Origin of the sequence: Salmonella sp. SAL-020 (assembly GCF_017372215.1) — a bacterium.
Classification (GTDB): domain Bacteria; phylum Pseudomonadota; class Gammaproteobacteria; order Enterobacterales; family Enterobacteriaceae; genus Salmonella; species Salmonella enterica.
This window is the reverse complement of record NZ_CP071690.1, coordinates 1869774-1895115: the sequence shown is the minus strand read 5'-3', so window position 1 is coordinate 1895115 and position 25342 is coordinate 1869774. Positions and strand designations below refer to the sequence as shown.

Below are 25342 nucleotides of genomic sequence, written 5' to 3'. Positions count from 1 at the left end.
TCAGCTCATGGGTTGGCCAGGCTTATCGGTTATACCGCCGCCATCGCCATTTTCTTTATGGGTATGACCGTTATAGGTCGTGCGCATTTCAGCCATCGTTTTTCCACTGCTGTCACAGTTGTCCCTGATATCGCCAGTGGATTCGATCGGCATTTCAAAACGTGCTTTAGTGGCATTCGTGAAAATAACTGGCTTTCCGCCGCCATTTACCACTATTCCGGCTCGGGTTAATGTGACCGACTGCCCCTGATCGTCATATAGCGCGACTTCCCCGCGCGCCAGCCCTTTCAGTCTGAAGCGGCGGTCAGCCACAACCACAGCCACTCCGTGCGAACGGCCACCGCCGGGAAACAATACCACCGCTTCTGCGCCATTCTGTGCTGCAGAGGTGAAACCGTAAGGTTCAAGATGCTCCACATTCTCTTTTTTTTCACCGGCAATAAGTTTCAGTCCGGCAGTCTGGCATTTTCTGACGGTATCAATCGCGGTAATGACTGCGCGCGTTATCATGTTCTGAAGAGGATGGTTAGCCATCAGAAATCTGCCTCCTCACTGACTTTTTTCTTCGCTTTCGGCCTGAATGGTTCAGGAAGATAGGCATCCGCAGGCCCCACCCGGATTTCGGTCAGGGTGCCGTTATTGTCCTGGCTGTACGTCACTTCGGCGATCACCAGCGTTTCATTGTCAAAACCGTTCAGCGGGTCATACACCACCACGGCCTGATTCGGTTTCCACAATTCGCCATTCCCCTGTCTCCATCCCTGTACGGTATAGGTGGTTTCCAGCGTTTTCGCCGCACGCTGACGGGCTTCAAATTCACAGCGGGATTTGCAGCTGTCAGTTGTGGCAGTTCCTGACTGCTGAATGGTGTGGGGACGATACCGCGTGACGCCTGCATCACCAGTACTCTGCCGGATAGCAGCAATGGTTGCCTCGCCGAAATCGTCATCCGTACCAGGACGCTGCCCCGTAACCAGATAACTGGAGAAACGCTCACGAACACTACGCTCGGTATCACAGGAAAGAATATTTTCGCCAAGTACCAGTGCCGTGGCTGCTTTCATACTGCCCGGCCTGCCGAGAACCAGCCGTCCCCGTTCGTCGTCATATGCCAGCGCCTGAGCCTGTCCAAGCAGCCTGTTCAGACAGTCCACAACCGTTTCACCATGTTCCGGCTGAGCCTCAATAACGGCGGCTGCCGGCGCGCCTGCATCAACAACGTCCACACCGAATGGCCGGGCAAGTGCGCTGGCGATCAGGAATAAATTTTTCCCGTTATGCTGTGCAGGCGATGCAGAACAGTCGATAAGATCTGCCGTTTTGCTGCGCCCGACAATGCCCGTCATAATGGTCTGCGCATCATAACGTAGCGGTAACGCCTCAACCCAGCCGGTAATAACTAAATCATCGCCAATGAGTACCTCTACAGCGTCACCATTTTTTACTGGCGGTACGTCTTCTCCACCAGGCCACTGCCGGGTGATCGAGACATTAAAGTCCCGGGCAATACGGTCAATGCCCGCACTTATCCGTACTGACGTCCATCCTCCCCAGTCACGCCCGTTGACGCGTAAAAAAACCGTATTATTCATCGTACCGGAACCCTCAGCGGCTCAACCGGGATAAATCCCGGATGGGGAACGGGATTACGAGTGAGGATATCAGATTCCCGCCCGGCGTCGTCATACCAGGCTGCAGCCAGTACCAGTGCAGGCAGAACATCATCAGGCGTTCGCAATGCAGTACGTTCAACCTGTGCCAGTCGTGCAGAAATATCGCGATTGAGATCCGTCCGCATAACGGAAATTTGCTGGAAAAGCACATCATCCCGGATACGCAACTGCTCCTGGTCAATCGCAGCATTGAGCGCGGTCCGGATAGCTTTCAGATCTTCATAATTCGGTGGAAAGCTGCCATTACTGACTGTCTGTACACCATCCAGCGCCGGGTGCATGACAGTGATAATGTCTGAGTCACGGCCTGTTCCTGCAGGCTGATTTACGCCCCGGACATCAGGTACATCACGCGGCTGCTTCAGTGTTGTCACGGCGTGGACGGCTGTGCTGATGGCTGTTGTCCTGATGGCGGCTGCGATCATATTGCGTTGCATTTTCTGTTTCGCAGCAGATCCGGAGTCAGTGGGCCAGGTGCCACGGGGGGAAAGACCGGGATCAAGGGTGATACCTGACATCGTTTTTATCATCGTGACCAGATCCGATGTACTGCCTCTGAGCCTGTCACCTGAGCGCCAGGCTTTTTGCAGTGCGTTAACGAAATCACTTGCGGCGCCCGGTGGCATCAGAATGACAGACAAATCCCCCTGTAACAGCCGCATTGCGGCAGACACGCCGGAGTCAACCATCCTGAAAGCATCGGCAACATCGCCCAGCATGGAGGCAGCATCGGCAATGACATCGTTCTGGATAAAATCAGAAATACCTGACAACGAGAATGTGGAAAACATACTGTCAATCGCATCGTCGAAAAGCCCGCCTGATGTTTCCAGGCGCTTCGCCGTTGCCATTCCCGCCACAGGAAAAGAAAGTTCACCACTTTCCACAAACTGAAAGGAGACACGACACATGCGCCCTTCTGTACTGCTGTGAGTGATCCTGACCTGTCCGTCAATGCTGCCCTGCATTTCGCCATACTGCGGATGGACCAGCGTACCAGGGCCTGCGGTTTCAATGGCACCAATAAGACGATCCCGCCTGTCTGCGTAATCATCACCGACAAGATAAGCATTTATCGTCAGGCGGCGCGTGGCGCGACCTAAATCCTCCGTCCAGGGCTTATCCCTGTTCGGATATTCATGTACCTGTACGCGGCGTCCAAACGTGCTTTCATCATCTTCAACGGAGAAAGGCACTCCACGAAATGATGCATCACGCAGGCGCCCGCGCCAGCCAGTTGAGGAGAAAAAAGCCATATTTACCCCATAAGAAAACCTGCCGGAGCAGGTTTATCGTGATGTACGAAAGGGTGAGTAACCCACATCATGGCTGATGTTCATCAATGGATTACCGGATTTCGGTATATCAGTCACACGCATACCTTGTGGTGCATTCTCAAATGTCACTTTGAGTTCGCTGCGCTGCGTTGATGGCGGGACAGCTCGCCCGAGTACGCCAGAACGCCGGGTCAGTGGCACATAAGGTTGATAACGCCCCTGCGGAATCGGGGTGTCCATACCAAGAAGCTCTTTGAGTCTGGGAATAAAACCGTTATACCCGCGTTCACGCTCCTTCGTTTGCAGCTTCTGTACAGCGAATGCGCCAGCATCCATACCCGCATCCTTTGCCCCCTGCTCCAGATCCTTAAGCTCTTTAAAGAGTGACACCGCCACGCCAATTGTCAGCGTCATGGCCCCCATCCGGCCAATTTTACCCAGCAGACCGGAAAGCCGTCCGGCCAGCAGGACGGACTGCTGCAGGGCACCAATGGTCCTGACGGTAAAAGAACCAGCCATAACCAGACCAACCCCTTCAATCACCGTCTCCCATCCGCCCATCTCCTGCGCAACGTTATCGACCTCCTGCCATACCGCCTTAATCACCGGAGCAACATCGTCCCAGTTCTCAATGATCAGCATAGCGCCGGCCACCAGCGCCGCAATGGCGACTTTCGCCGGAGAGAGGTTAATGACACTGTTCAGGATTTTGACAGCCCGGGACAGGCTGCCAATGGATACGCCAACAGCCAGCAGCGCCGCGCCGAACTTCGCCGCAGACTGAACCAGTTCAGGATTCGCGCGAACGAATGTCCGGAGCTGCTCCAGGTAAGGCATGACCGCTTCTGCAGCTTCGTTAATGGCGGGCAGGAAGGTATCGCCCAGCGTTACCGAAATCGCATTGACGCTGTTTTTCAGCAGAACCAGCTGGTTTTCTGTTGTGGACGCGCGGGATGCGTATTCCTTCTGCATCGAGCCGCCATATTCCTGGGCATCAGCCACACGATCAAAATTGGTGCGTAACAAATCCAGGTTGGTCAGCAGCGGGGCAATCGCGCTAAGTGACTCCTTGCCAAACAGCGCATTCATGACGGCGGCCTGTTTAGCTTTTGGCACTTTCGCGAGCGAGTCCAGCACCTTCAGCATGGCCCCGCGCGAATCCTTTTGCATATCCTCAGCGAGTTTCCGGGGATTCAGCTTCAGGAAAGCCATAGCCTGTTTCTGGGCTTTGGTTGCCGAATTACCTGCGGTTAACGACAGCATGAAGTTTTTGATGCCGGTGGAGGCAATTTCTGATTCAACCCCCATCCCGGCAATGGTGGCGCCCATCGCGGCAATTTCGCCGGATGCCACTCCGGCAACACCGCCCAGCGGACCAATCCGCGTCACGATATCAGAAATTTTCTTCGCATTTGCCGGGCCGGTATTCCCCAGATAGTTGATTTTATCGGCCAGGACAACCACGTCTTCCTGCGTCAGTCTGAACGCTGTCCGCCACTGCGCCATCATCTGACCGGACTCTTCGGCAGTGGTATCAAACGCCACACCCATTTTCACTGCGTCGTTCGCAAACTGCATCAAATCGCCGCGGGCAATGCCTGCCTGCCCGCCCGCCGCCACGATCTCTGCAATTCCCTCCGCCGCCATCGGTAACTGTGTGGACAGCGTCAGGATATCGTCACTCATCTGCGCGAATGCTTTTTTATCATCCAGGCCGTCAACCACCTTCCGGATGTCAGCCATTTTTGACTCAAAGCCGATCGCAGCATTCACGGGCAGCGCCAGCGCCCCAAGAACAGCGGTCCCGGCAGCGGCAGCACCGATCGCCAGCCCGGCCATTTCTTTCTGAAATCCCTTCAGTTCCCGCTGCATCCCTTTCAGCGGACCCGATAACTGGTCAACGGCAGTGATAATGGCCTTTAACTGGAAACTGTCAGCCATGCTTCATTTCCTCATTGATACGGACAGCCTCCGACTCCAGCTCCAGAAAATCGGATATCGCCGCCCGCCGGAGCTCCAGGGGATTTATTCGCCAGAAGTATGCGGTGTTGTAGACCCGCTTTCTGAGTCCTCCTCCGTCTCCGACCGGGTAAAAAAATTGAGGATCAACATACAGGCTTTGAAAATATCCAGTTTTGCCAGTTGCGCTGCCGAGGAGCGTGGAATACCTGCCAGCACAGGGATATATTTCAGAGCAACCGAACTGTCCAGCCGGACGCCGCCATCACCGGAAACGGTGAACGGAAAACCAATGGCTTCGATTTCATCGTAGGACGGTTCGCGCAGCTCCAGCACATGAAGCTTTTCGTTATGCGCCATAATCGGCTTTTTGAGCACAAGTTCTTTTATCACTGGTAAAATCCCTCCTCACCGTGGAACTCAAGATCCACGGTGCCCTCTTCCGGGTTATGGTTGGCTTCGCCGTGCAGCCAGGCGTTTGAGAGAACATACACCTGACCATTTGCCAGCTCTGATGTGATGGTCATGACATCAGAAGACGTAATTTTATCGACCGGGAAGTTTTTCGGCACTTTGGCGGTCACCTTCGTATACGGTGCCCGGCTGGTTTCCTTGTAGTCAACGGAACCATCCAGGCCAATCACGTCGTCACGAACTTTGGTGTTCATGGGGACTTCAATCCCTCCGGTTACCGACAGTTGCTGTCCGTCGATTTTGAAATATGTTGTTCCCGCAATTTTTCCCATTATGCAGCCTCCTCGCTGTACTGCAGACGGAACTGGTTAAGCACCGCAAACACACGTAACTGATTGACATAATCAGGCGGAAACAGCACATCAAGGCGGTTCGAATCGTTCGCGTTACGCTCAACTATCAGATGTTGCTGGAACAGATCGAAGTTTTCCACGATGCCTTCCCGCTCCAGCTGGCGATATGTTGATCCCAGCTCACCACGGATAACGGCAGGCGTGACAATGGCCTGACCAGGCCCGAAACGCGTACCATCATTAGCAAGTTTATGGCGCCCGTATTTACTGGTAATAACAGATTTCAGACGGCGCAACACATAAGCACTGGTATGCAGCGTCTCGCTGTCAAGGTAGCTGTTATCCGCCACACCATACGCATTTTTCCTGTACGTCGTGATATCCCGCTGAATACGCAGCACGCCGCTTTCCACATACGCCGTTGCCACACCGTGGGAAAGTAACGTCTGCTGTTCAGTCGTCGTGAAGCGTTTGCCTTTCGGTGCCGGCAGCATGTCCACCAGTTCCCCGGTCTGGGTCGGGCGCGCCGGATCGTTACGGATAAAAACCGCAGCACGGGCAGTACGGCTTGCAGCCAGTTCATCAGCAGGCGTCTGGGTGTCTTTCTCATAGCCCGCCAGGGTGATGTGCTGCAGGTTAAACTGGTCACCCGCGGCCACAAGCTCCGACAGCGTCCCCGTCTTCGCCGTATAAACGTGACCATACAACTGCCGGATATAACTCCAGCGACCGCTGGAATCATTCATTTCAGTTGCCATCGTGTTCACCGATGCCGTGCCGTTAAACGGAAGGCCGATATAATCGAACGGCTCATCTCCCATCGCTGCCACCGCGTCGTTAAGAGCTGGCGCACCAGCCCCCTTCACGCCGCTGGCAACCGTAATATTCACACCTGCCGGTAACACCTCCCCACCGCCAAAGCCGTAATAATTGAGAGTGACCGGAATTTCATTTCCATATAACCCCTTGTGGCGCGCAGTCAGTGTCACCACCCCCGCTTCTGATGTTGCCGTAAAGGGAAGATCAGGGTTTGCATTGACCGCATCCTTAATGCTCACAGCCACCGCCGCAGCGTCATCACCGCTGGTCACGGGAGCCTGAACGCGGGTTCGGCCGGTATAGACATTCACCGTTCCGGTTTCCGTCGCTTCGCCAGTTACCGTCAAAGCGACGGTTGCTGCCGCGCCTGTGGATTCAGGTACGGCAATGACATACAGTTCGCCAAATGGATCGGTCTTACGGTACGCCCCGACCATACGGGCCAGCTGGCTTCCTGCACCGCAAATCTGACGGGCATAATCAACCGATGACACCAGAACAAGACTGTTGACGGCAATTGACGCATCATTGCTGGCGTGACCAATCAGCAGTGATGCCCCGCTGTCCCGGGCGGTATTTGCCGCCGAGTTATCCATCTCGGCATAAAACAGCGGAACCCGCGTATCTGACGGGATGGAATTAAAACTAATCGCCATTTGTTTTCACCTTTTTATTCGTGCGCCGGACATCACCAGCGGCCTCGCGGCGCAGCCAGTAGTTATTCTCATCAACATTTCGACCTCCTTCAGGTAAAAGGTCGCCACGGGCCGGATCGGGAACCGATCGCCCTTTTGCGGGTTTCACAAACATGGTTTATTCCTGAAATGTAATTTCGGTGTGGTGCTCGATGTCGCCATCTGGCCCGGTACCGGGTTCGATAAAATCAACATCAATACTGAGCGTTTTAAGGTCGGGCAGGCCGTCCAGATCATCCTGCTGGCGGGTGTCTGTTTCGGTAATTTCATACTTCACCGTGAAGTCGAACTGGTAATACAGTTCGTGGCGGTTCAGATCGAGAAGCATCCCACCCGCATACTGAATTTCATGCGCCTGCGGGTCCGGTTCCCACCCCAGCAGCGCCTTCCAGATTTCCTGCCTGACGTCGTGAACTGCGTCGTAAGAAGCCCACTGCCCTTTTTCATCCCGTTCGTTGCTGAGTACCACGATGACGGAAAAACCCTCCGTCAAATCCTGCCAGTAGTCGGTCTGCGATTTCTGCTCACCCGTGACGTCTTCGGCTGGCACAACATACGCGGCTGGTAGCCTGAGCTTTCCGGCCTCCGGTATCGCTTTAAACTGCGCTGCGCCACCCACACGGTTTTCAAACCGAGGGCAACGGCTGCGAAGTGCCGCAATAATCGGGGTTAATTTCATTTTTTCTTCCTTCGCTGAGGACGGAGTGATTTTCGCAATTCGCGGGAGAGCACATAACGTGTCCAGCTGCGGCGTTTATCCAGAACCTCAGTCATGTAGTTGTTACGTGGTGCCACACGCCAGCCGCTGCCGCCTGATGCGCCTCGATGATGGCCTTTCTTACGCTTCGCCCCACGGCGAACACCGTAGAACAGAAAGGCAGGGTAAAATGCGCCTGAGATCGGGCGGTTCCCTTCCCCGTTCTTCTGATTAGGGGCAATTTTCACCATCAATCCAGGACGGCGACTGGATGCCCGCGGAACGTAATACCCGATGGAGCGTGCCAGTTTTCCCGTTCTGTATGAAGGATTATCGCCGGGTCCGGAACGCCCCCGCTTCATGACCAGGCGGCGGGCATCGCGCATATGTACCTGCCCGATACTGACAAACGCCCGGCGCATACGCGCCCGGTTAAAAACAAGCGTTTCCGGCTGTTCAAAATCAACGTGTAAATATGCTTTCTGCGGCATAGTCACTCCCGTTATCGGTACCCAGCTCTTCGCACTCGAGCAACAGAAAGCGGCGTTTACTGTTCAGATCACGGACCCGTTTAACCCGATAAGAAATATCGTCGTGGAGCACTTCATGATCGGCGGTGATACCGCGGCGAAAACGGATGGTGAAATAGTGCGTCACCCTGTTTTCTATCTGCACAGCCCCCTGATAAGCTGCCGCGCCGGGTTGCGCTTTTTTGGCCCACGCCCGGATCTGCTCCGGGTACGTCGGCGTTACGCCAAAGTCATCAGCCGGAACATCGACACGCCGCCGGATAACAATGCGCTGGTCAAGTTCGCCTGGGTCGGGCAAAAGGTATGTGGCGCTGGCCTGCGCCTGCCTGAGTTTCATAGCGGGATGTACCTGTATGGACCGACGAGCCAGTTAAAGCTCATCGGCAGTTCGACTTTCTCCACTTCGGTGACGGTAGAACGATTCTCGTAGAAGTGCGTCACCAGAAGCAGCATCCCCATCCTGATGTCATCCGAGAGAATAAGCCCCTCCGGATCGTCGGCTGGCACCCCCGCCTCCGCCGTATAAAGTCTCCGGTTCAGAAAATTTTCTGTCCTGGCCTGAACCGCCCGCCCCAACAGCTCAAGAAATTTATCTTCATCGGCGTAATCCTCATCCAGCCTGAGCTGCAACTTGATCTCCTCAGGAGAAAGCAACATAGGATCCTCCTGCGCCCGCCGGGTGGCGGGCACAAAAAAACCGCTTAACGCGGCATGGTTTGTTCAGAGGTGAGAGGGATTAGCTGCTTGCCGAGCCTTTGCCCACCAGCGCTTTAATCGCAGAGGTATCTTCGAGAATACAGTCAAAGCGATGGAACGCCAGGAAGCCGGTCTGGTCGAATTCCGCGTAACGCTCCACCAGGCGCTTCAGGATCATGTAGCGAACACGGCGGATAATGAAGCGGTCGAAGTCGCCACAGAACATGAATTTTTTGCCCGCGCCAATATCATCGATCTCCTGATCAATAACGTACGGAACATTCAGCACTGATGCTGGCGCCACGCCGACGATATCAGGCAGCCAGAGTGGACGGCCCTGACCGTCTTCCATCTCGCTGATGAGTTTCAGCGTATTGTCATTGAACGCCAGGCGGAACTTCGGCCCGCGGCGGTACGCCGGATCAATACTGTGTTTCAGCGCCAGAATCTCTTGCCATTTAACAGCTCCGGCAGCGGCCGTCTGCGTAGTGCCGGTTACGGATGCTTTCAGACCCTTAGGCTGTTTTGGCGTACCGGTGCCGGTCCCCTGAATAAGGTAACGCGCTTCACCGCGGCCAATGCGCTCCGCAATACGGCGGGCGAGATAGGCTTCCATGTCGATCGCACTGTCCTGTAGCAGCTCGTTGGATACGCGGATAATTTTGGATGTCATTTTCAGCGCGCCCAGACTATCCATACCGAATTCGGTATCTTCTTCACCCGCTTCTTCGTTTTCACCCAGCAGCACACCCACTTCAGCGGTACCATCAGCAGTGGCCCATTCCATAGTGCGCCCATCGGATGTAGCGAGGATCTGCGCCACGCTGGCAATACCACCGTAGGATTTCATCTGTTCGACCACTTTCGCCAGGAAGGTATCAGGCACGGTATAGCCGCCCTTTTCATCCGGCGCCACACCCTGCGCACGCAGTTCGCGTAAGGCTTTGCGCTCTTCGGAACTCAGTTCGCTGGCGCCGTGACGCATCCATTTATCAAAAATCTGGCCGCGTTTTTCGTCCTGCTGCGGGTCTTTATCAGGATCCTGATTATTGCGCTGCTCTTCCTCGTTTTCATCAACGTAGGTCTGGTCCTGGCGGCGCAGCTCTTCTTCGCGGGCGATGCGCTCGTCGAGTGCTTCCAGTTCAGATTTTGCCTTGTTCCATTCGGTACGCTGCTCATCCGTCCATGGGTTATCGCCGATTTTTTCGTTCAGCGCGCGCATGTCGGTCGCGATGGTGTTACGTTTTTGTTTCAGTTCATGCAATTTCATGGTTTTTCCTTACGCGTTAAGAAGGGTCAGGACGCGCTCACGCGCCATTCGTTGGTTAATGGCTTTCTGCAGTGCGCTACTATCGCGCGCCTCCTGCCAGGCTTTCATAGAGCGGACGGCGGAATCTGCCTCCTGATACGCCGGATATGTCACAGGGCTGACATCCAGCAGACGGGAAAAACGGGTAATCTCACGAATCACCACACCATCCTCGTCCTGGTACCATTCCTCTCCGTCGCGGGCGACGCGAAATGCAAAAGAGGACTGGTTGATATCCCCGCGCTGCATTGGTGCCAGCACCAGATCACGGATTGTCTGAGTTTCTGGCGCGGTGATGTCATAACGCAGACCCCGCTCATCAACCGTCAGTGCCAGCGTGCCCGCACTTCTGCGACCCAGGATAAAATTGGGGTCATGGTTGAATAACGCCCGTACATCGTCATTCAGCACTTCATCAAACGCACCGGGCCGGATGATTTCGCGAAACGAACCGAAAATCAGTTCAGAACGGCTGTCAAAGACCGAACCATACCCGATGATCCGGCTGGGCTCGCTGTCGTGCGTTTCTGCGCGCACCTCGCCGCTGTAACAGCGAATTTCACGTTCACTCATCTTGAGTGTTCTCCTGGGTTGTGGATTTGGCTGGCCGGGAGGCGTTAACGCTGACCAGCATTTCATCAAGGCCGTCTTTCGGATTCATATCCTCAAACGCGCGTGCTTCGTTGCGGCTCATCCAGCCATCGGTGATAGCGAAGTGATAGAACTCCGCGCGCTCTTTGGCAGTACCGCGCAATAAACCCGCCAGGTTAAAGCGCACGTAATACCCGGCTTCCCGTTCGGCGCGGGTGAACAACCGACGGTTAAGCTCCTGCTCCCAGTTCGTCACCCACGGCATCATTGTGTAGCGAACAAACTGAATCGCCTGTTCGGAAATATTGGAGAAGGTGGCTTTTTCGAGGTCGTTGATCATGTGTGCCGGCACGTTGAAAATCCCGGCAATCATGGAACGGTTGAGCTTCATCATGTCGATGAGCTGGGCATCGACTGGGGAAACCGTCAGCGCTTTATAATCCAGTTCAGCCGGGAGCAACATTGTCCTGTTTTCCTGGCTGCGCAGCATCGCCGTGGCTTTTTGCCACATCTCTTTCAGCCTTTTCCAGGAGCCGTCATTCAATTCTCCTTTTACTGAAACTATGCCCGCTGGTCTGGCGTTACCGCTGAAAAAACTTTCCGTGTATTTCTGCCCGCTCATACCCATACCGATGGTTTCGGCGTGCTGAAGAACCGGACTGAGCCCCATTTTCTGATCGTTACCCAACGCCCTGACGTGGATCATGTCATCAGGATTAATGGCAAAGGAACCTTCTTCGTTATACACGCCGTAGGTATAGCGCCCGCCGGTGTTCAGCAGCGTTGTTTCCCACGGCATACAGGCTTCAAGGCCAGTGACTTCACCGGTTCGGCGGTGACGGAGAACTCTGGTATATCCGTTACCCCAGCCCAGAATGTGACGTTGTTTGAGCTCGCGCCATTTATAGCTGGTCTGCCAGGAATTGGGTTCGTCATGAACCAGGTAAAAGGCAGGATGGTCGCGGGCAGTTTCAACCTTCTTCCCGGTTCGCCGCATGACGTGCAGGGGCATCTGCGCAACGTTGGATGAAATAACGTAGATACATGCATACACCGCCGCCAGTTTCATTGCCGTCCGGGGGTTAACAATCACATCACCATTAAAGATCCCGTCGTTTTCGACCGCTTCAACGGTGACCGGAACAGCTGGGTTTTCCAGCGAGTTGCTTCTGAAAATGGCATCAATCAGCATGTTTTTATTCTCCTGGCCGCCAGCAGTGCCCACAGCAGCAGGCCACTACCACCAGCCATAAGAGCAACCGCCGCGCCAAATTTGAGGTAAATACCTCCCACCAGCGCGCCGAAGCCTGCCACCCCGGCCACATCGATAATTAGTGATTTCACAGGAATAACAGTTCCTCATCAGGATCGAGGTTAGAAAGAAAGTCTTTCGGCTCGTTCAGCATTGCGCGGCCAACCCCCATCATCAGGCCAACTGCACCATCAATTTTGTTGCCTGCGCCTTCTTTCACCGGGCGAACAACATCGTCGCTACCAGGCAGGTACTTGCCAACCACGTTCGAAATACACCAGGTCATCAAGGGATTACCGTCATGATGGAATCGGCCAGCAGCGATCGCAGCCTCAATCTCACGCATCGGGTCGCTCATGTTCGTGTAGTTCTGGGTAATGGTGACAGGTTCAAGCCCTTCATCCTGCAGCATATGAGATAAGCCTGTTGCACCGTAGGGGTCAATCGGACTCGCGGCTATCTTCACCGTTTCCCGTAATTTCAGGATCGCTTCCAGGATAAGGCGGTAATCCACTTCTGCACCGTCTGACGGAACCAGCACGCCCTGATTAACAAAAGACTGGTAACGGTCTGCAATAGTTTTCAACGCCGGGTCCGTGGCGTAGACGGTGTCTTCCGGTACCCAGAACATAGGCGAAACGCAGTAATAATGACTCAGGCCGTCTATTTCACGGCGGAATACCGGCACCACTGCATTAAGGTCAAGTTTTGATGCCAGGTCGATGCCGGGATAACACTCCTCACCTGCAAAATCGGACAGTCTGAGCGTTTTGTCTGCTGCGGTCATCCACTTCTGCAGGTTGTAGTAAGCTGCTTTAGAACTCACCCATTTGTTGAAATGCTTGGTGAGTATTTTATTGGTCTGGCCTGGCGTGGACATCGCCAGCAACTGTTTAGCCTTGAGGAATCCCTCTTTCACCGAAATGTTGTAATTCGGGTTGGCTTTGATCAGAGCTTCCGGCTGTGTCCAGTCATCGTCATCATCCAGGGTATAGATGATCCCGAAAATTGCCTCGTTTTCACCACCCTCCCGGATGCGCTCCAGTATCTCGACCACCTGAGTACGTTTTTCATAGCAAGGCGAGGCAATATCAAAGCCTGCCGTGGTGATGATCAGCGTGATGGGCTGCTCCCTCGCCCCCATCCCGGTAGTCATTGTGGTGTATAGCGCGTCAGTATCATGCTCGTGGTACTCATCGATGATCGCACATGATGGTGAGTCGCCATCTCCAGGGTCACCGATAATTGGCGCGAACAGGGAACCATCCGGGCGAGTCATTTTCTTTGCCCAGGGTTTGATACAGAACTTCTGACGCAACGCCGGCAGCTTTTTCACCATCGCCAGTGCAGGCGCAAAAACTTTCCAGGCTTGTTTTTCCGTTGTGGCACCACAGTAAACTTCCGCTGCGTACTCGCCATCTGCACAGAACATATAGTTACCGACGGCGGCCGCAATCGCCGATTTCCCATTTTTACGCGGTACCTCGATGTAAATCTCAGTGAAGCGGCGAAAACCGGTATCCTTGCGCACCCAGCCAAACGGCACGCCCAGCGCAAATTTTTGCCAGGGTTCAAATTCTATCCGCAACTTCCGGCGAGCCCACTCTCCGGAGGTGTGCGGCATTTTCTGGGAAAAGCGAAGGAAACGTTCTGCTTTATTTTTATCGAAGCGGTAAGGCCAATGCGGATCTTTGGCACGTTCCAGGTCGTCAAGATGTCGCTGACAGGCAAGCATGGTTAACCGGCAGGCCAGTATCTTCCCGTTCACGACGTCCCGCGCATACTGGTTCGCCGCATTGACGTTCGGATATGTAGCCATCAGTCAAACTCATCAAATTCATTCCCTTCATCGTCCGGATCATTTTTTCCGCTGGTCATTCTTATGCGGCTGAGCGGGTCTAACCCGAGAAGTGAACCCAGACGGGCGAGCTGCGAAACGGAGTCATTACGGACATTGACTGCAGGGTGTTTTTTCTCACCACCCATTTCACTTGATACGGTCAGGCCTTCTTCCGCGATGACTTTTTCGGCCTCAATCATCAAGTGAAACGCATTGCAGTACGCCAGGAGTAGCGGCGCGTCTTCAAGATCAAAAACGCCCCGCTCAATTAAAATTTTGCTCTGCGTTTTCCAGATGCGGATCGCGATATCACTCATTAACTCTTCCGGCGGTGCGATCCTGGTCAGCTTGCTTTTCTGGCCCGAAGGCAAATTGCGCTTACGGCCACCACCGGAAGATCTCACAACAGCACCCATCAAAACCTCCAGTTCAATAGGTTGAACCTTCCGGAAAAAAGTTTCTTATTTTTGGCGCGTAAAAATTTGATGAGGCGGGCAGTCCGGAAGACGTCAGGCCACAGGGATTTACCCCGCCCCTCCCCTCTGGCTGTGGAAACTGGTTTTTATTTCAGCCGTTCACGAGCCGTCTTCGCCTTATGGCAGGGCCAGCACAGACTCTGCAGATTACTGTCGGCATCAGTTCCGCCATGCGCTTTAGGGATAATGTGGTCAACAGTTTTCGCCTCACGCACCACACCGGCACGCAGACATAACTGGCATAAACCTTTATCACGCTTCAGTATGCGCTCACGGATAACGTCCCACTTCGAACCATAACCGCGTTGATGACGGGATTGTCCTGGCTTGTATTGTTTCCAGCCCTCGCTTCTGTGACTTTCACAATATCCGGATGGATCTGTTGTTGTACTGCGACAGCCGCGAACACGACAGGATTTAGGTGTTCTTGGTGGCATATAAACTCCGGTAAAAAGCACCGCTAGTGCGGGGCTATGGGATTGTTGGTTGACTCTCTCACCGAGTTGTAAATACGCTCACACGTCATTCCTGCGCGGTAGCTTTCGTCAGATCGCTCAGCATAATATCGAGCTTCTTCTGCAAGGCGTCCGAGCATGTCGGCGAGCACTGCGGCGTCGGCTCCGGCTGTTTTGCTTCTGACGGCAGCGGCAAGATCTGAGGTGTGCTTTGCGGCGTCCAGGCGGGCGGCAAGCTTTGTTGCTTCGGTACGCAGCTGGCTAACAGTGGCAGACAGGCCAGCAGCAGTGGCAGCAGATTTAGCGGCTTGTGCTTGTGCATCTTTTACAGCCTCATCACGGGCAATTATGCGCCCTTGTTCAATCCAGCGTGCGGCAGTCTGCGCGTTCGCTTCCTGTGAAGATTCCATGCTATTGCGGTCAGCCCACTTCTTTTGCCAGCCCCGATCACTCCAGATGATCCCGGCAAGAAATGCACCAGCCAACATCAGCAAAACAATGATTGTTTTCCACCGCGCCTTAACGAAAGCAAAGACCGCTGTCATACCAGCAACGCCGCCCGCGCTTTGTTATAACGACTATTTCTGTCAGCCAGTCCATTCTGGCCACCGTTGATGATCTGCGTTACACGGACAACATCACCTGAATACATCAGGCAACCACGTAATGTGAAAAACCATGCAGCAGAACGGGCTGCATGCTTCTCCTGTGCCAGCAACTCTGGTGTGCTGATCAGATCAAGCTTCAGCGCAGCTCCGCATTTGACGTAGTTCTCGCGGCCGGTGATTTGAAGCAGACCACGCCCGCGATACTTCCAGCCATCTCCGGCGTCTTTGTTACCCATGCGGCCACCGTAAACCAGATTGGCTATTTGCGGCTGGTGGGCAACCTGGCGACCATCAATACGCCCCAGCATTTCACACTGATACGGCGTCAGGCGTTTACCAAACGTCTTTTTCAGCGCCTCCACCGAATAATTGAAGCTTTCCTTCAGAACAGTAAATCCTGCTGATTCATGTCCCGTTTGTGCAATAAACATGGCCTGATCATTAACTGCTGTAATACCAAACTCTTTCATTGCCGCATCAATGTGCGGAAACCAGCGTGCAGAAAGCCCGGCGCTAATACCAGCCGCCTGCTGAAATTGTTGTTGATTCATCAGTGCCTCAGTGCATCGACCAGACGCGCCACATTACCGCGAGCCCACAGCACAGCGGCGCAGATAAGGATATTCACCATCACCACCAGCCAGTGGGATGATTCATATAAACCAAAAACAAACCGGAAAGGGACGCTGGCATATACCAGCACCATGACATAGGCCAGTAACGAAATCAGGGGGCGGTGTGTCGCATCACCGCGTCGGTAAAACATCAGAACGATGACTATCACCCCACAAATTACGGCATTCAGAGCTGCAGAAGGGTCATTTGCTACCATCTGATCCCCCTCCCCTGATACGAGAGAGAATACTGAACAGGGTGTTCAGATCCTGACTGTTGAGAAAAGTGAGAAACTTTATACACATTGCAGAAATAATCACTGCGCCAAGTGCATCCAGTGGTTTTTCATAATGCGTTATTGCCGCAAGCTTAGTACCTATCAGCCCGGCACCAAGCACTCCCACAATAAATGATGTAATAAAATAAGCGACCAGCCTGATGCGTCCGATGTTGGTTGCCGTGGCGACATAAAACACCGCGCCGGCAAAAGCGCCGAATACCACACCATAATCAGTTCCGGTTGCCAGACCGAATACACTGGCCCCCATTAATCCACCAGCCAACACTGTCGCACTGGATACAGGTTCGGACATTCATCCCCCTCTGGTTATGTGGGTCCTCTCAGTTATGAGGGGAAATAAAAAAGGCCGCCCGAAGGCAGCCTAAAAGTATTTAGATTTTTTACAGCGATGATTGGTGGAACCGAACTGCAAGGAAGTAAAGTCCCAGCAAAGTTGTTGTTATGATATTCATTAAGATGAATATATAAACGCCAACAAATACCGTTTTAAGCCACAAGATTGCATCAGGAGAACAGAATGTGAGCAGCCACAAATGGAAAGGCTTCCCAATCAGAATAGAAATCATCCCTAAGCAAAATAACATAAAGCTCACAAGAGCTAGATAACCAAAAAGGTAACAAACAAAGCGCCTGCGCGTCAGTTCTACAGTAAGCTTCTGCCCTCGGAATTTCTCTACTAGAGTCGGAGGTACGCCCGCCATTACTTCGTCGATCGAAGAGCTAGAAAAAGTAGAAACCGCAGCCAGTGCTGCGATATAAAAACCAATCAAGACTTGAAGTAACCCATTAACCTGAAGCAGGAGTCCGTTAGTCTCGATTAAAGAAATTTTGCTAGCGTGAAAATAATAAACAATAGTGACGATTAGAGACACTGCAGCTGGTATTTTGTAATCATACCAGTCCTTTTCCTCATGCTTGATGCGGAGATAACTCAGCGGTGAAAAAAGTTTCATATGAAACTCCCGTTAGAGCAACCCTATCATTTTTGTTTCAAGCTGCAGATGTACTGTGCTTTCACATTGGTTGATGAGGTTACCTAATATTACCCTCTCACTTTTAGTGAACAGTTTTGTGGCAGCATCTTCGTTACGGTCAAGATCCAAACTGGCTTGCTTGCCATCTTTTGAGTAACTAATTGAAACCTTGGTATATCCAGACTGCTGCCCTTTCTTTCTTAAAATCTCTAACAACCTTTCTTTATCTTTCAATGGCGGCTGTCTAATGATTTTATACTTTACGGACCTTTCTGAGAGCTCAGTGTACGCCGTTTGGTCCAATCCACCTTTCCTTCTTGTACTCACAAGTTTAACGTTATGAATCTTTGCACCTTTTAATGCATCCATCAGCGTTTGTGAACCATGAGAATAGATTTCCAGCTTTGGGCGGTGCTGGCACATACCTTTAGTTGCAGGATTTTTAAACTCACATCCAGCGAAGGCTTCTCTGAGCATAGCATTTAAAAATGGCTCAAGAACTGACTTACTGATACCGGGGACAGATTCAACGAGAGTTTTGTGGTGATCGGCAGTGTTTTTGACAACATCTGTGGATATTACAATGTGACAAGAAACTGCGATACCTTCACCGGCAAGCTTAGGTTCTACTCTAAGGTTGCCTGTTGTTAACTCACCAAAAACAGGGTCAGAACCATTTTTATCACAAAGCTGGATAAGTAGAGTCGCCTGGCTATCCCCAATAGAATATTTCATCTCCGAAATCCTAAGCGCTCTAGACCTATGATTGTATAACTTTACAGCACTCCCTGAGCTCACCAGTACCTTCAATTTCTTGAGTATGTCTTCAATGGGAATACTCGGCGCCGCTGCGTGTGTAGGCGTAAAAGCAAAGTCAAAAAAGGAAACCCAACGTTCGTTATTAGAGAGCACAATGTCACCACTTAATTTTAGTTCTTGTCCATACAATAACTTAGCAAGACAAAAAATAAAGTGATCACAAATAAAAAACCCACTCGGAGGCGGGTTCTTGAGACTTATCAACGATAGACATACAAAGCCCATCGTTGGGAGAATCTTATCCATATTTTTTGAAATATGCAAGCATCATGTCGCTATCTTCGTTGAAAATCTTTCATCTTGTCACCTTTCTTAATTGCGCTTCTGCATATGCTTCTTCCTGCCAGCATTTTGTAACCAGTTTATCAATGACGTCTGCATATCCTTTGTACCACTGATAATCCGTCAGATCCGGTACCAGTTTCTGGACATGGTGCCGCGCCAGTGTGGTTGGTAAACGACTAAACCGGTTTCCATTGCAACGCCCACAAATCTTATAAACAGGCGCGCCATGAAACCGAGTTCTTTTTTCATCCAAGACAATACCTTTACCCTTACACCCTCTGCACACCGTGCTGACTTCTCCCTTACCATGACAATGCTGACATAGTTCCTTCTCCCACTCCTCTTTGATGACGGGTTCACCATTTCTGGAGTGTTTCACCACTTCACGTAATACATGATGAAATCCCGTACCAGCACAATGCTCACAGCGAGCCTTGCTTGCAGCAGATCTGGAATAATCAGCAAATGCAAAATTCACGAGGTAAGGAACAATCTGTAACCGAGTTTCTTCACTCAATTTATTCAGTGTCGGGTTATCCAGTGCCACCGCGTAATGAATCAGCCCTTCAATCGCGAAGTCAGGATTCTGAATACCAACTTTTGCCAGGAATAAAGCAAACCCCAGTGGTGCTTTCGATTGCACCATCCCCTGCGCCGCCATTACATCCGTAATCGTCAAAGATTCGGAGGTTGTCGCCGGAGCGTCATCGCTCAATTTTGGAGATTTTGGTGAGTAATATTTTGGTAAGGCTTCAAGGTTCATGCGTGTTCTCCATTTACGCCAGCACGCCGATCGCCAGCGCGCGATCGATAAAACGAAATATCAACTCCAGTTGAGAGCCGTATTTCTCTTCGAATGCCACGGTGTCCGCATGTAACTCATTGTGATGCGTTCTGCACAACGGCAGCACAAAGAGGTCATGCGCCTTTGTTCCCATCCCTCCCTGACCGTGGCCTGTCAGGTGGTGCGGATCATCCGCCTGCTTCCCGCAGCACGCGCACGGCTGGGATTTAACCCAGCGGGTATATCTTTCATTGATCCATCGACGGCGTTTCGGACGTAACATGAAGCTTTCCGGCGATTCCGGATCAACCCTGAGTGCCAGTACCTTTTTCGCCTTATCCTGTACAATGCTGGTGGCCGGCACCGAGGGGACAATTTCACTTTCACGGGTAGCTGACTGGACAATTGCCTTCGGCATCCTTAATGCTTTTCTCGCAGCGCTCTCCGGTAAGACTTCTGCCAGGTCATTGCGTACCATCCACCAGCACAGTTCCGGGAGCGTGACTGCGTGCATATCGTCAAAACCCAGATCACGACAAACAACCGATAAAACCCATTTTGTCGTGTTCTCCACAGCTATTGATTCCAGCCGTTCCGTAAACTGTTCGCGCAGCAGGTTATCGCAGTGCCAGCACAGTCGGATTGCCCCCGGTGCGTGGCGCATGGTTGTCATCTGTTCGCTGTGCCAGACTGAATGCGGCCACTGACAGCCATTCCCCCGGAGTAGCCAGCTTTCCAGACTATCGAGACCACCAGCACGATAGATAACCGACTCATTACGGAACACATCACGAACAGCAGGATCATCCGCCAGCGGCTGTGATACCGCCGGGACCGCGCCGCAGGCGAAAGATGAATATTGTTCCGGCTCTGGTTCAAGCAGAACACGCCCCTGCATAAACAGGGGCATCAGTTCCGATCCCGGCCTGAACAATACAACGCCCATACGAGGAGCAATTTCAGGGGTCAGTAACGCTCTCACGATCACCTCAATGAACGGTATCGAGCAGCTTCAGCAGCTCAGGGAATTTGGATTCGAAGAAATGCGGCTGCGTCTCGCGAGGGTTTGCCGGGCTGGTGATGTTTTTGCCGAACATGCAGCCTTTCGCCGTCAGCGACCAAAATTTTTTAATGCCGTTAATCGCGGAGCGACTGTAACGCTCACGATGTTCAACAACACCCAGCTTTGCTAACTGCTGATACGCCTGATTAGCCGTCATCCGGATACCATGCTGTTTTAACAGCGCGCTCAGTGCAAGCGTCGGGCGGCTTGAACCATCCGGCGCGCCAGCCGGAGCATCAATGGCATATTGTGGCGCCAGGTTAGGTAGTCCCACTGCCTCCTGGAGTTTCTGGCACGCGCCCAGTACCGATGAATTGGACAGGTTTAACTCTTTGCGCATAAAACCCAGCAGAATCACCCCCGCCTGCATCTTATCGGCAGCCATACCAGAAGATATTTGTGGCGCACTGGTAATCCGATCGAACGTGCGGATCACCTTGAGATGGAAAGACGGACTGATCCACATTGCATAAGCAAATACCAGTTCTTTGCATACGTATGTACCTTGTTCAGCACCACCGCGAACAGTATTTACTGGAGCACGTGCCAAACTTCGGGTATCACTACCGCCCTGAAAAAAGCTAACAGATTGATTTTGTTCCGAGGGTGGAATTCCGCCCTCGGTGAAAAGTTGCTCAATCAGCTCACGGGTTTGCTTATTATCAAGCCAGTACTTCGGACGGTATTTCTGCTCTCCACCCGCAGCCCGGTGCAAATCGTTAAGACAATAGCGCCCATGAACGTCGCGGCGAACTTCGATACCATCAATGACCATTAAATTATTCATGCTTCTTTCTCCATGTTCAGGCAGCTGCACCCGCCCCTGTTTCAAATTTCGTGATCGTGATTTCTACCTTCCCCTTCGGGAAAACTGGTCCCCACTCCACCAGCATTCTTTTCACCTGGCTGTCGTCTTCCCACACACCCGCGTGGGTCAGGGCGTCAAACAGCGCCTTGTTGTAGTTGTCCAGATCCCTGATCCGCTTGTCTGGCGGATACAGGGTGATTTCCACCGCTGCCGGGGCTGTTGAAGGTTTTGGCAGACGGCGTAACTGCTCAATCACTGCCGCGCACGCCTCGCTCTGATACTTCCGGCCGCTGGCGCTGACCATGTGACGACCTTTAAGCGGTCCCTTATTCGGAGCCCGCCAGTAGGTGTTAACGCTGGGTGGAAATGGCAATGTCAGTTTCATGCCGCCCCCTACAGAATCGCCACGAGATCTTTCGCTTTCTCGCGGGTACTGCCCTTACTTGATATTGAGCGGCGGGCGCTGATATAGCGGATTTCAAAGCCGTGCTGCGAGTACAGGTCGATAACACGCGGAGATGTGGAATTGCCGATCACGACTCTGGCACCTCGCTGATGAGCAGCAACACAACATTCCGCCAGCGCGATATGATCATCCCAGGTAAAGCCACCAGCGGCGTAGTGAGTAAAACCATCCTTGCCGGGCATCGGTTCGTAGGGTGGATCGCAGTACACAACGTCACCCTCTCCCGCAAGTGCCAGCGTCCGGCGAAATCCTGCCGCCATGAATACGCAGTTGTGCGCCATTTCGGTAAATGCCCTGATTTCTTCTTCCGGGAAATAAGGCGACGGGTATTTGCCCCAGCCAACGTTAAACTGGTTGTTGCGGTTGTACCGGATCAGGCCATTGAAGCAGTGACGATTAAGGAAAAGGAAAGCGGCGGCGCGTTCCGGAGCGTCCATCACCTGAGCATTGAACTCTTCCCGTAGCGCCATATAGCTTTCAGCGTCATTGAGACGGTCAAACATTACCCTAGCATGTCTTATCACCGCACCAGGTACAACAGCCAGCATCTGATACAGATTGATAAGGTCGGTATTCACATCGGCCAGCAGGAAGCAGGCGTGTTTGTCTGAGTTGAGAAACACCGAACCACCGCCGACAAACGGTTCAATCAGGCGCATACCTGCCGGAATGACCTGGTAAAGATCGGGTAACATGGAATATTTACCGCCTGCCCATTTCAGGAACGGGCGACGCCAGGTGCGCGAAGCGGATTCATCAACAGATATCGTTACATCACTGCTTTCAATACAAACGGATTCACTGGTCATTCCACGTTCCCCACAAATCGCCCTGCCAGATAAACCTGCTCTACGGGTCTGATTCTCTTTTTGATGCGGTTCAGACACTTCTGACGGCGGCGTAAAAATTCCTCGCGTTCGTAGATAAACTGGCTTTCGCTAAATGCCTCCAGCCACACTATCGATGCACGATTAAATAACCCTCTGGATTCCAGTTCTTCAGCGCGGCTTACCAGCTTTGCAATCACCATCGGATCACCCGAACCTGTATGACCTGACCTTTTCTGTCGTAACGTCAAAATCACTGCCTCGTCTTTACCCGCGTAATAGCGAAATACATCTCCATCCAGGCGGCGGTTAACACGCTTACACCGATACAACTTGCTCGCTGAACGCTGCACATCAAAGCGTGCGTATTCAGGAAAAGCATCGGCAATCTCATTTGATGTCAGCCCCGGATTAAGCTCGATAAACGCCTGCACTTTTGCTAACAGACTCATCCTCTGAATCCCTCCGGAATCGTTGTATCAACCGGACCAAAAGCCATCACATCGCGCTTCTTCGCACCCCAGTCAGCGCGTTTAGGCCGCCCCTTCTGATCCCAGCGGGTAGCGCTTTGCAGATAGCTCTCGAATTTCTTCGGACCGAACAGCGTTTCCGGGCGCATGTACTGGTACTGCTCGTCGTTCTCGTGCCAGTGCTCATGCTTCAGGTCGATAACCAGTTGCAGATCAGCAACGCTGTACCCCTCACGCAGTCGGGCACGGATGTTTTCCAGGGAGGTTTTTGACTTCTGATACCGGGAGCCACTTACCTGGTTCAGGTGGGTTAAAACCTCAATCGCCTGATCGGTGAGCGTCACTTCGGGGTCGGGTTGCTCAGCAACCGGACAAAAAGGGGTTTTACTCTCCTGTGTAATCTCCTGAGTAGTCTCTGTGTAATCTCCTGTAGGAAAGATTGTGGGATCGCCACATGCTTGTTCGTTGGGTTGCCCCGTACTTGTTTGCGGGGTTTCCACATTCTTGTTTGCGGCATCACCGCAATCTGGTTTGCGGGGTTGCACCAATCCAGATTGCGGGGTTTCCACATTCTGGAAGTCCCGCAATCTGGTTTTCTCCTGAGCGCCCTTTTTCACTGGCTTCGCCGTTTCCAGCAACAGCGCTTCAAGCCGTGCGGTGTTGATGCGGTAGTGCATGGTGGCAGGTACACCGCGACGGGCTTCTTCCAGTACACCAAGTGCTACCAGACGTTTACGTGCTGTTTCCTGTTCGTCGCGGGTTAGCGCCGTTTCACTGGCAATATCAGCCTGTGTTTTGTACATCCAGCCGCCATCCATCCGGTTATGCCAGTAAACAAGCTGGGACAGGAATACTGCCGCAACCGGGCCAGCTTTTACCTTCCCGGCTTTCAGTTTTGCAAAAGCAGGGTTGTAGGCGATGGGGCGATCGAGTAATTGAATAAGGGAACTCATGCAGCACCTCCGAGATGCTTCATGTTTTTGCCGGAACGAAAGGCAATAAGCGGCATGTTGACGCGGTAATTACGCCCAAGAGGCTCACAGACAACCTTCTGACATTCGCGATCGACCAGGCTAATACGCAGAACGTACCCTTCTGGTGTGCTGTACCACTGTCCTGGACGAGGGCAATGAAAACGTTGGCTGGTGAACCGTTTAAAAATATTCCGGATCATTTGCGCCCCCTTACCTCTGAACGGTTCAGTGTCATATTGATAAGGCTCGCAAGCGCCGCAGCGTCATTGATGCGATCGTGCAGGCTTACAGCCAGCGGAGATTCCGCTTTTTCCAGCATGGGATAAAGCTGCTGTAACCAAACCTGATGAATGGATGAAATGTAGGAATAAAGAACGCTGGCATTATGTGCTGCATCGCTCAGCACCGATGGAGTTGAAAGCTGTTTCTCCATCTGGTTAAAGGCATCGATGTATGCCTCTTTAAACTGAGCAGCACGTTTACCAGTGAAACCCATTGCCAAAAACGCAAAACCATCGCGTGTGATTTGATAGCATGGGAGTTTGCGAGTACCGCCGTTGGGCTGATTTATTGAAATCGATGTAAACGCAAAATTGCGTTTACGAAATAGAGTGGAACATTCGAGAGATTCTATTTTACGGATAACATCAGCGTGACGCTTGATGAAGTAGTCGGCAACAGCCAGGGAGGAAGTAACGGCTTGGCCGTTAATAATTCTAATTTCAGGTTGAGCGAGGGTTGGGACAGTAGCCATAGTGGCAGCCTCTATGTTGAATTCAATGAACTCACCACCAAGGCTTTCCACGACCTTATAGGTGGTGAGACGTACAGGGGTGGAAATACCGGTCAACATAGAACCCGGCCCAGCCGAAACTGGCCCTGCACGCCCCACCATAATTTGGGCGTAACAATGCTCATGACAAGAAAAAACCGCATGAGCGCGGTTGTGCTCTATATTGAATTCCGGGTTTCCACGCCCGGCACCCGCTTTATGAGGTGCCTGAACAGTGTAACGTCCCGGAATTGCAGAATCAATGTGTTCCTGGCGCTTCACACTCAACAAAATCACGCCTGAATTTCCACAAAGGGCTAAAACACTCATGCGGATAGCCCTTGCGCAGATAGATAACGCGCTCAGTTTCTGGTTCCCAGCGAATGACATGGACATAAAGTCCCCTTCCATCCCGAAACCAGCGGTTAAGTTCCTGCACGATTCATCCCCCACGGTCAGGCTGTGTTCCCTGTGGTTACGCACGACCAGGCTATTTGATAATCTGCATTCATGACGCAACGGCCGGTACTCATACATCCC

The 25342-nt window shown here is 52.5% G+C and carries 33 protein-coding genes and 3 pseudogenes; all 36 read right to left on the bottom strand.

What is annotated here, in order from left to right; genetic code table 11:
- Nucleotides 1-534 (bottom strand): phage baseplate assembly protein V, encoded by a 534-nt coding sequence (locus J1G48_RS09045; protein ID WP_001273650.1) that lies wholly within the window; start codon nt 532-534, stop codon nt 1-3.
- Nucleotides 534-1592, bottom strand: coding sequence for a phage baseplate assembly protein (locus J1G48_RS09040; protein ID WP_001066630.1), 1059 nt, complete (start codon nt 1590-1592; stop codon nt 534-536). Before J1G48_RS09040 ends, J1G48_RS09045 begins: the two co-directional genes overlap by 1 nt.
- A complete protein-coding gene (locus tag J1G48_RS09035) occupies nt 1589-2929 on the bottom strand; it encodes a DNA circularization N-terminal domain-containing protein (RefSeq protein ID WP_000863817.1) in 1341 nt (446 codons plus the stop codon). The genes J1G48_RS09040 and J1G48_RS09035 overlap by 4 nt, the downstream gene beginning before the upstream one ends.
- 33 nt (nt 2930-2962) lie before the next feature.
- A complete protein-coding gene (locus tag J1G48_RS09030; protein ID WP_000785387.1) occupies nt 2963-4891 on the bottom strand; it encodes a phage tail tape measure protein in 1929 nt (642 codons plus the stop codon).
- An 84-nt stretch (nt 4892-4975) separates the two neighbouring features.
- Nucleotides 4976-5269: a phage tail protein gene (locus tag J1G48_RS09025; RefSeq protein ID WP_080249853.1), complete on the bottom strand. Its 294-nt coding sequence runs from the start codon at nt 5267-5269 to the stop codon at nt 4976-4978.
- A gap of 29 nt (nt 5270-5298) precedes the next feature.
- Nucleotides 5299-5655, bottom strand: coding sequence for a phage tail tube protein (locus tag J1G48_RS09020; protein ID WP_000515952.1), 357 nt, complete (start codon nt 5653-5655; stop codon nt 5299-5301).
- On the bottom strand, nt 5655-7151 hold the full coding sequence (locus tag J1G48_RS09015; protein ID WP_119795212.1) for a phage tail sheath subtilisin-like domain-containing protein: 1497 nt from the start codon (nt 7149-7151) through the stop codon (nt 5655-5657). Before J1G48_RS09015 ends, J1G48_RS09020 begins: the two co-directional genes overlap by 1 nt.
- Nucleotides 7141-7305, bottom strand: coding sequence for a DUF2635 domain-containing protein (locus tag J1G48_RS09010; RefSeq protein WP_000497739.1), 165 nt, complete (start codon nt 7303-7305; stop codon nt 7141-7143). The genes J1G48_RS09015 and J1G48_RS09010 overlap by 11 nt, the downstream gene beginning before the upstream one ends.
- Before the next feature lie 3 nt (nt 7306-7308).
- Complete coding sequence (locus tag J1G48_RS09005) at nt 7309-7869, bottom strand: hypothetical protein (protein ID WP_000779215.1); 561 nt, start codon at nt 7867-7869, stop codon at nt 7309-7311.
- Nucleotides 7866-8378, bottom strand: coding sequence for a hypothetical protein (locus tag J1G48_RS09000; RefSeq protein WP_001135695.1), 513 nt, complete (start codon nt 8376-8378; stop codon nt 7866-7868). The genes J1G48_RS09005 and J1G48_RS09000 overlap by 4 nt, the downstream gene beginning before the upstream one ends.
- Nucleotides 8350-8754, bottom strand: coding sequence for a phage head closure protein (locus J1G48_RS08995; protein ID WP_000776844.1), 405 nt, complete (start codon nt 8752-8754; stop codon nt 8350-8352). Before J1G48_RS08995 ends, J1G48_RS09000 begins: the two co-directional genes overlap by 29 nt.
- A complete protein-coding gene (locus J1G48_RS08990; RefSeq protein ID WP_000927251.1) occupies nt 8751-9074 on the bottom strand; it encodes a head-tail connector protein in 324 nt (107 codons plus the stop codon). Before J1G48_RS08990 ends, J1G48_RS08995 begins: the two co-directional genes overlap by 4 nt.
- Nucleotides 9075-9153: 79 nt before the next feature.
- Nucleotides 9154-10383 carry a phage major capsid protein gene (locus J1G48_RS08985; RefSeq protein ID WP_000766103.1) on the bottom strand — a complete coding sequence of 410 codons (1230 nt, stop codon included), beginning with the start codon at nt 10381-10383 and terminating at the stop codon, nt 9154-9156.
- Nucleotides 10384-10392: 9 nt separating this feature from the next.
- Nucleotides 10393-10995, bottom strand: a complete 603-nt coding sequence (locus tag J1G48_RS08980) for an HK97 family phage prohead protease (protein ID WP_000003793.1) — start codon at nt 10993-10995, stop codon at nt 10393-10395.
- A pseudogene (locus tag J1G48_RS23290) lies at nt 10988-11122 on the bottom strand (phage portal protein); the annotation flags it as partial. The pseudogene J1G48_RS23290 and the gene J1G48_RS08980, both read right to left, overlap by 8 nt.
- A gap of 3 nt (nt 11123-11125) precedes the next feature.
- Nucleotides 11126-12082: pseudogene (locus tag J1G48_RS08975) on the bottom strand (phage portal protein); the annotation flags it as partial.
- 116 nt (nt 12083-12198) lie between these two features.
- Nucleotides 12199-12357: a hypothetical protein gene (locus tag J1G48_RS08970; RefSeq protein ID WP_000838395.1), complete on the bottom strand. Its 159-nt coding sequence runs from the start codon at nt 12355-12357 to the stop codon at nt 12199-12201.
- The gene (locus J1G48_RS08965; RefSeq protein WP_000257219.1) at nt 12354-14084 is read right to left on the bottom strand and encodes a terminase TerL endonuclease subunit; all 1731 of its coding nucleotides are present in this window, start codon (nt 14082-14084) and stop codon (nt 12354-12356) included. The genes J1G48_RS08970 and J1G48_RS08965 overlap by 4 nt, the downstream gene beginning before the upstream one ends.
- On the bottom strand, nt 14084-14521 hold the full coding sequence (locus J1G48_RS08960; RefSeq protein ID WP_000501481.1) for a phage terminase small subunit P27 family: 438 nt from the start codon (nt 14519-14521) through the stop codon (nt 14084-14086). Before J1G48_RS08960 ends, J1G48_RS08965 begins: the two co-directional genes overlap by 1 nt.
- A gap of 146 nt (nt 14522-14667) precedes the next feature.
- Nucleotides 14668-15018, bottom strand: coding sequence for an HNH endonuclease signature motif containing protein (locus J1G48_RS08955; protein ID WP_001135228.1), 351 nt, complete (start codon nt 15016-15018; stop codon nt 14668-14670).
- Nucleotides 15019-15041: 23 nt separating this feature from the next.
- Nucleotides 15042-15581 carry a DUF2514 domain-containing protein gene (locus tag J1G48_RS08950; RefSeq protein WP_000127618.1) on the bottom strand — a complete coding sequence of 180 codons (540 nt, stop codon included), beginning with the start codon at nt 15579-15581 and terminating at the stop codon, nt 15042-15044.
- On the bottom strand, nt 15578-16195 hold the full coding sequence (locus tag J1G48_RS08945) for a glycoside hydrolase family 19 protein (RefSeq protein ID WP_001075993.1): 618 nt from the start codon (nt 16193-16195) through the stop codon (nt 15578-15580). Before J1G48_RS08945 ends, J1G48_RS08950 begins: the two co-directional genes overlap by 4 nt.
- The gene (locus J1G48_RS08940) at nt 16195-16476 is read right to left on the bottom strand and encodes a phage holin family protein (protein WP_000226304.1); all 282 of its coding nucleotides are present in this window, start codon (nt 16474-16476) and stop codon (nt 16195-16197) included. The genes J1G48_RS08945 and J1G48_RS08940 overlap by 1 nt, the downstream gene beginning before the upstream one ends.
- Complete coding sequence (locus J1G48_RS08935) at nt 16463-16852, bottom strand: phage holin family protein (RefSeq protein ID WP_001294874.1); 390 nt, start codon at nt 16850-16852, stop codon at nt 16463-16465. The genes J1G48_RS08940 and J1G48_RS08935 overlap by 14 nt, the downstream gene beginning before the upstream one ends.
- Nucleotides 16853-16940: 88 nt before the next feature.
- The gene (locus J1G48_RS08930) at nt 16941-17513 is read right to left on the bottom strand and encodes a hypothetical protein (RefSeq protein ID WP_000765639.1); all 573 of its coding nucleotides are present in this window, start codon (nt 17511-17513) and stop codon (nt 16941-16943) included.
- 12 nt (nt 17514-17525) lie between these two features.
- A complete protein-coding gene (locus J1G48_RS08925; protein WP_223163519.1) occupies nt 17526-18269 on the bottom strand; it encodes a hypothetical protein in 744 nt (247 codons plus the stop codon).
- A 379-nt stretch (nt 18270-18648) separates the two neighbouring features.
- Nucleotides 18649-19401 carry an antitermination protein gene (locus tag J1G48_RS08920; protein ID WP_001047141.1) on the bottom strand — a complete coding sequence of 251 codons (753 nt, stop codon included), beginning with the start codon at nt 19399-19401 and terminating at the stop codon, nt 18649-18651.
- Between the two features lie 13 nt (nt 19402-19414).
- Complete coding sequence (locus J1G48_RS08915) at nt 19415-20404, bottom strand: DUF968 domain-containing protein (protein WP_012543375.1); 990 nt, start codon at nt 20402-20404, stop codon at nt 19415-19417.
- A gap of 7 nt (nt 20405-20411) precedes the next feature.
- Nucleotides 20412-21272 carry a KilA-N domain-containing protein gene (locus J1G48_RS08910; protein WP_001061459.1) on the bottom strand — a complete coding sequence of 287 codons (861 nt, stop codon included), beginning with the start codon at nt 21270-21272 and terminating at the stop codon, nt 20412-20414.
- A 16-nt stretch (nt 21273-21288) separates the two neighbouring features.
- Nucleotides 21289-21678 carry a RusA family crossover junction endodeoxyribonuclease gene (locus tag J1G48_RS08905; protein ID WP_000779149.1) on the bottom strand — a complete coding sequence of 130 codons (390 nt, stop codon included), beginning with the start codon at nt 21676-21678 and terminating at the stop codon, nt 21289-21291.
- Between the two features lie 8 nt (nt 21679-21686).
- Entirely contained in the window at nt 21687-22568 is an 882-nt protein-coding gene (locus J1G48_RS08900; protein WP_000200166.1) for a Dam family site-specific DNA-(adenine-N6)-methyltransferase, read from the bottom strand.
- On the bottom strand, nt 22565-23038 hold the full coding sequence (locus J1G48_RS08895; RefSeq protein ID WP_000054227.1) for a PerC family transcriptional regulator: 474 nt from the start codon (nt 23036-23038) through the stop codon (nt 22565-22567). Before J1G48_RS08895 ends, J1G48_RS08900 begins: the two co-directional genes overlap by 4 nt.
- Nucleotides 23035-24009 carry a conserved phage C-terminal domain-containing protein gene (locus J1G48_RS08890; protein WP_000096529.1) on the bottom strand — a complete coding sequence of 325 codons (975 nt, stop codon included), beginning with the start codon at nt 24007-24009 and terminating at the stop codon, nt 23035-23037. The genes J1G48_RS08895 and J1G48_RS08890 overlap by 4 nt, the downstream gene beginning before the upstream one ends.
- Nucleotides 24006-24230 (bottom strand): hypothetical protein, encoded by a 225-nt coding sequence (locus J1G48_RS08885; protein ID WP_000620702.1) that lies wholly within the window; start codon nt 24228-24230, stop codon nt 24006-24008. Before J1G48_RS08885 ends, J1G48_RS08890 begins: the two co-directional genes overlap by 4 nt.
- Nucleotides 24227-25192 carry a Rha family phage regulatory protein gene (locus J1G48_RS08880; protein WP_223156940.1) on the bottom strand — a complete coding sequence of 322 codons (966 nt, stop codon included), beginning with the start codon at nt 25190-25192 and terminating at the stop codon, nt 24227-24229. The genes J1G48_RS08885 and J1G48_RS08880 overlap by 4 nt, the downstream gene beginning before the upstream one ends.
- Nucleotides 25146-25241 (bottom strand): annotated as a pseudogene (locus J1G48_RS23285) (DUF4222 domain-containing protein); the annotation flags it as partial. The gene J1G48_RS08880 and the pseudogene J1G48_RS23285, both read right to left, overlap by 47 nt.
- Between the last annotated feature and the right edge of the window lie 101 nt (nt 25242-25342).

What these genes read in the sequence shown, in the direction of transcription:
- J1G48_RS09045 (WP_001273650.1), bottom strand. Translation starts at nt 534, where the DNA reads ATGGCTAACCATCCTCTTCAGAACATGATAACGCGCGCAGTCATTACC.
- J1G48_RS09040 (WP_001066630.1), bottom strand. Translation starts at nt 1,592, where the DNA reads ATGAATAATACGGTTTTTTTACGCGTCAACGGGCGTGACTGGGGAGGA.
- J1G48_RS09035 (WP_000863817.1), bottom strand. Translation starts at nt 2,929, where the DNA reads ATGGCTTTTTTCTCCTCAACTGGCTGGCGCGGGCGCCTGCGTGATGCA.
- J1G48_RS09030 (WP_000785387.1), bottom strand. Translation starts at nt 4,891, where the DNA reads ATGGCTGACAGTTTCCAGTTAAAGGCCATTATCACTGCCGTTGACCAG.
- J1G48_RS09025 (WP_080249853.1), bottom strand. Translation starts at nt 5,269, where the DNA reads ATGGCGCATAACGAAAAGCTTCATGTGCTGGAGCTGCGCGAACCGTCC.
- J1G48_RS09020 (WP_000515952.1), bottom strand. Translation starts at nt 5,655, where the DNA reads ATGGGAAAAATTGCGGGAACAACATATTTCAAAATCGACGGACAGCAA.
- J1G48_RS09015 (WP_119795212.1), bottom strand. Translation starts at nt 7,151, where the DNA reads ATGGCGATTAGTTTTAATTCCATCCCGTCAGATACGCGGGTTCCGCTG.
- J1G48_RS09010 (WP_000497739.1), bottom strand. Translation starts at nt 7,305, where the DNA reads ATGTTTGTGAAACCCGCAAAAGGGCGATCGGTTCCCGATCCGGCCCGT.
- J1G48_RS09005 (WP_000779215.1), bottom strand. Translation starts at nt 7,869, where the DNA reads ATGAAATTAACCCCGATTATTGCGGCACTTCGCAGCCGTTGCCCTCGG.
- J1G48_RS09000 (WP_001135695.1), bottom strand. Translation starts at nt 8,378, where the DNA reads ATGCCGCAGAAAGCATATTTACACGTTGATTTTGAACAGCCGGAAACG.
- J1G48_RS08995 (WP_000776844.1), bottom strand. Translation starts at nt 8,754, where the DNA reads ATGAAACTCAGGCAGGCGCAGGCCAGCGCCACATACCTTTTGCCCGAC.
- J1G48_RS08990 (WP_000927251.1), bottom strand. Translation starts at nt 9,074, where the DNA reads ATGTTGCTTTCTCCTGAGGAGATCAAGTTGCAGCTCAGGCTGGATGAG.
- J1G48_RS08985 (WP_000766103.1), bottom strand. Translation starts at nt 10,383, where the DNA reads ATGAAATTGCATGAACTGAAACAAAAACGTAACACCATCGCGACCGAC.
- J1G48_RS08980 (WP_000003793.1), bottom strand. Translation starts at nt 10,995, where the DNA reads ATGAGTGAACGTGAAATTCGCTGTTACAGCGGCGAGGTGCGCGCAGAA.
- J1G48_RS08965 (WP_000257219.1), bottom strand. Translation starts at nt 14,084, where the DNA reads ATGGCTACATATCCGAACGTCAATGCGGCGAACCAGTATGCGCGGGAC.
- J1G48_RS08960 (WP_000501481.1), bottom strand. Translation starts at nt 14,521, where the DNA reads ATGGGTGCTGTTGTGAGATCTTCCGGTGGTGGCCGTAAGCGCAATTTG.
- J1G48_RS08955 (WP_001135228.1), bottom strand. Translation starts at nt 15,018, where the DNA reads ATGCCACCAAGAACACCTAAATCCTGTCGTGTTCGCGGCTGTCGCAGT.
- J1G48_RS08950 (WP_000127618.1), bottom strand. Translation starts at nt 15,581, where the DNA reads ATGACAGCGGTCTTTGCTTTCGTTAAGGCGCGGTGGAAAACAATCATT.
- J1G48_RS08945 (WP_001075993.1), bottom strand. Translation starts at nt 16,195, where the DNA reads ATGAATCAACAACAATTTCAGCAGGCGGCTGGTATTAGCGCCGGGCTT.
- J1G48_RS08940 (WP_000226304.1), bottom strand. Translation starts at nt 16,476, where the DNA reads ATGGTAGCAAATGACCCTTCTGCAGCTCTGAATGCCGTAATTTGTGGG.
- J1G48_RS08935 (WP_001294874.1), bottom strand. Translation starts at nt 16,852, where the DNA reads ATGTCCGAACCTGTATCCAGTGCGACAGTGTTGGCTGGTGGATTAATG.
- J1G48_RS08930 (WP_000765639.1), bottom strand. Translation starts at nt 17,513, where the DNA reads ATGAAACTTTTTTCACCGCTGAGTTATCTCCGCATCAAGCATGAGGAA.
- J1G48_RS08925 (WP_223163519.1), bottom strand. Translation starts at nt 18,269, where the DNA reads ATGAAATATTCTATTGGGGATAGCCAGGCGACTCTACTTATCCAGCTT.
- J1G48_RS08920 (WP_001047141.1), bottom strand. Translation starts at nt 19,401, where the DNA reads ATGAACCTTGAAGCCTTACCAAAATATTACTCACCAAAATCTCCAAAA.
- J1G48_RS08910 (WP_001061459.1), bottom strand. Translation starts at nt 21,272, where the DNA reads ATGAATAATTTAATGGTCATTGATGGTATCGAAGTTCGCCGCGACGTT.
- J1G48_RS08905 (WP_000779149.1), bottom strand. Translation starts at nt 21,678, where the DNA reads ATGAAACTGACATTGCCATTTCCACCCAGCGTTAACACCTACTGGCGG.
- J1G48_RS08900 (WP_000200166.1), bottom strand. Translation starts at nt 22,568, where the DNA reads ATGACCAGTGAATCCGTTTGTATTGAAAGCAGTGATGTAACGATATCT.
- J1G48_RS08895 (WP_000054227.1), bottom strand. Translation starts at nt 23,038, where the DNA reads ATGAGTCTGTTAGCAAAAGTGCAGGCGTTTATCGAGCTTAATCCGGGG.
- J1G48_RS08890 (WP_000096529.1), bottom strand. Translation starts at nt 24,009, where the DNA reads ATGAGTTCCCTTATTCAATTACTCGATCGCCCCATCGCCTACAACCCT.
- J1G48_RS08885 (WP_000620702.1), bottom strand. Translation starts at nt 24,230, where the DNA reads ATGATCCGGAATATTTTTAAACGGTTCACCAGCCAACGTTTTCATTGC.
- J1G48_RS08880 (WP_223156940.1), bottom strand. Translation starts at nt 25,192, where the DNA reads ATGTCATTCGCTGGGAACCAGAAACTGAGCGCGTTATCTATCTGCGCA.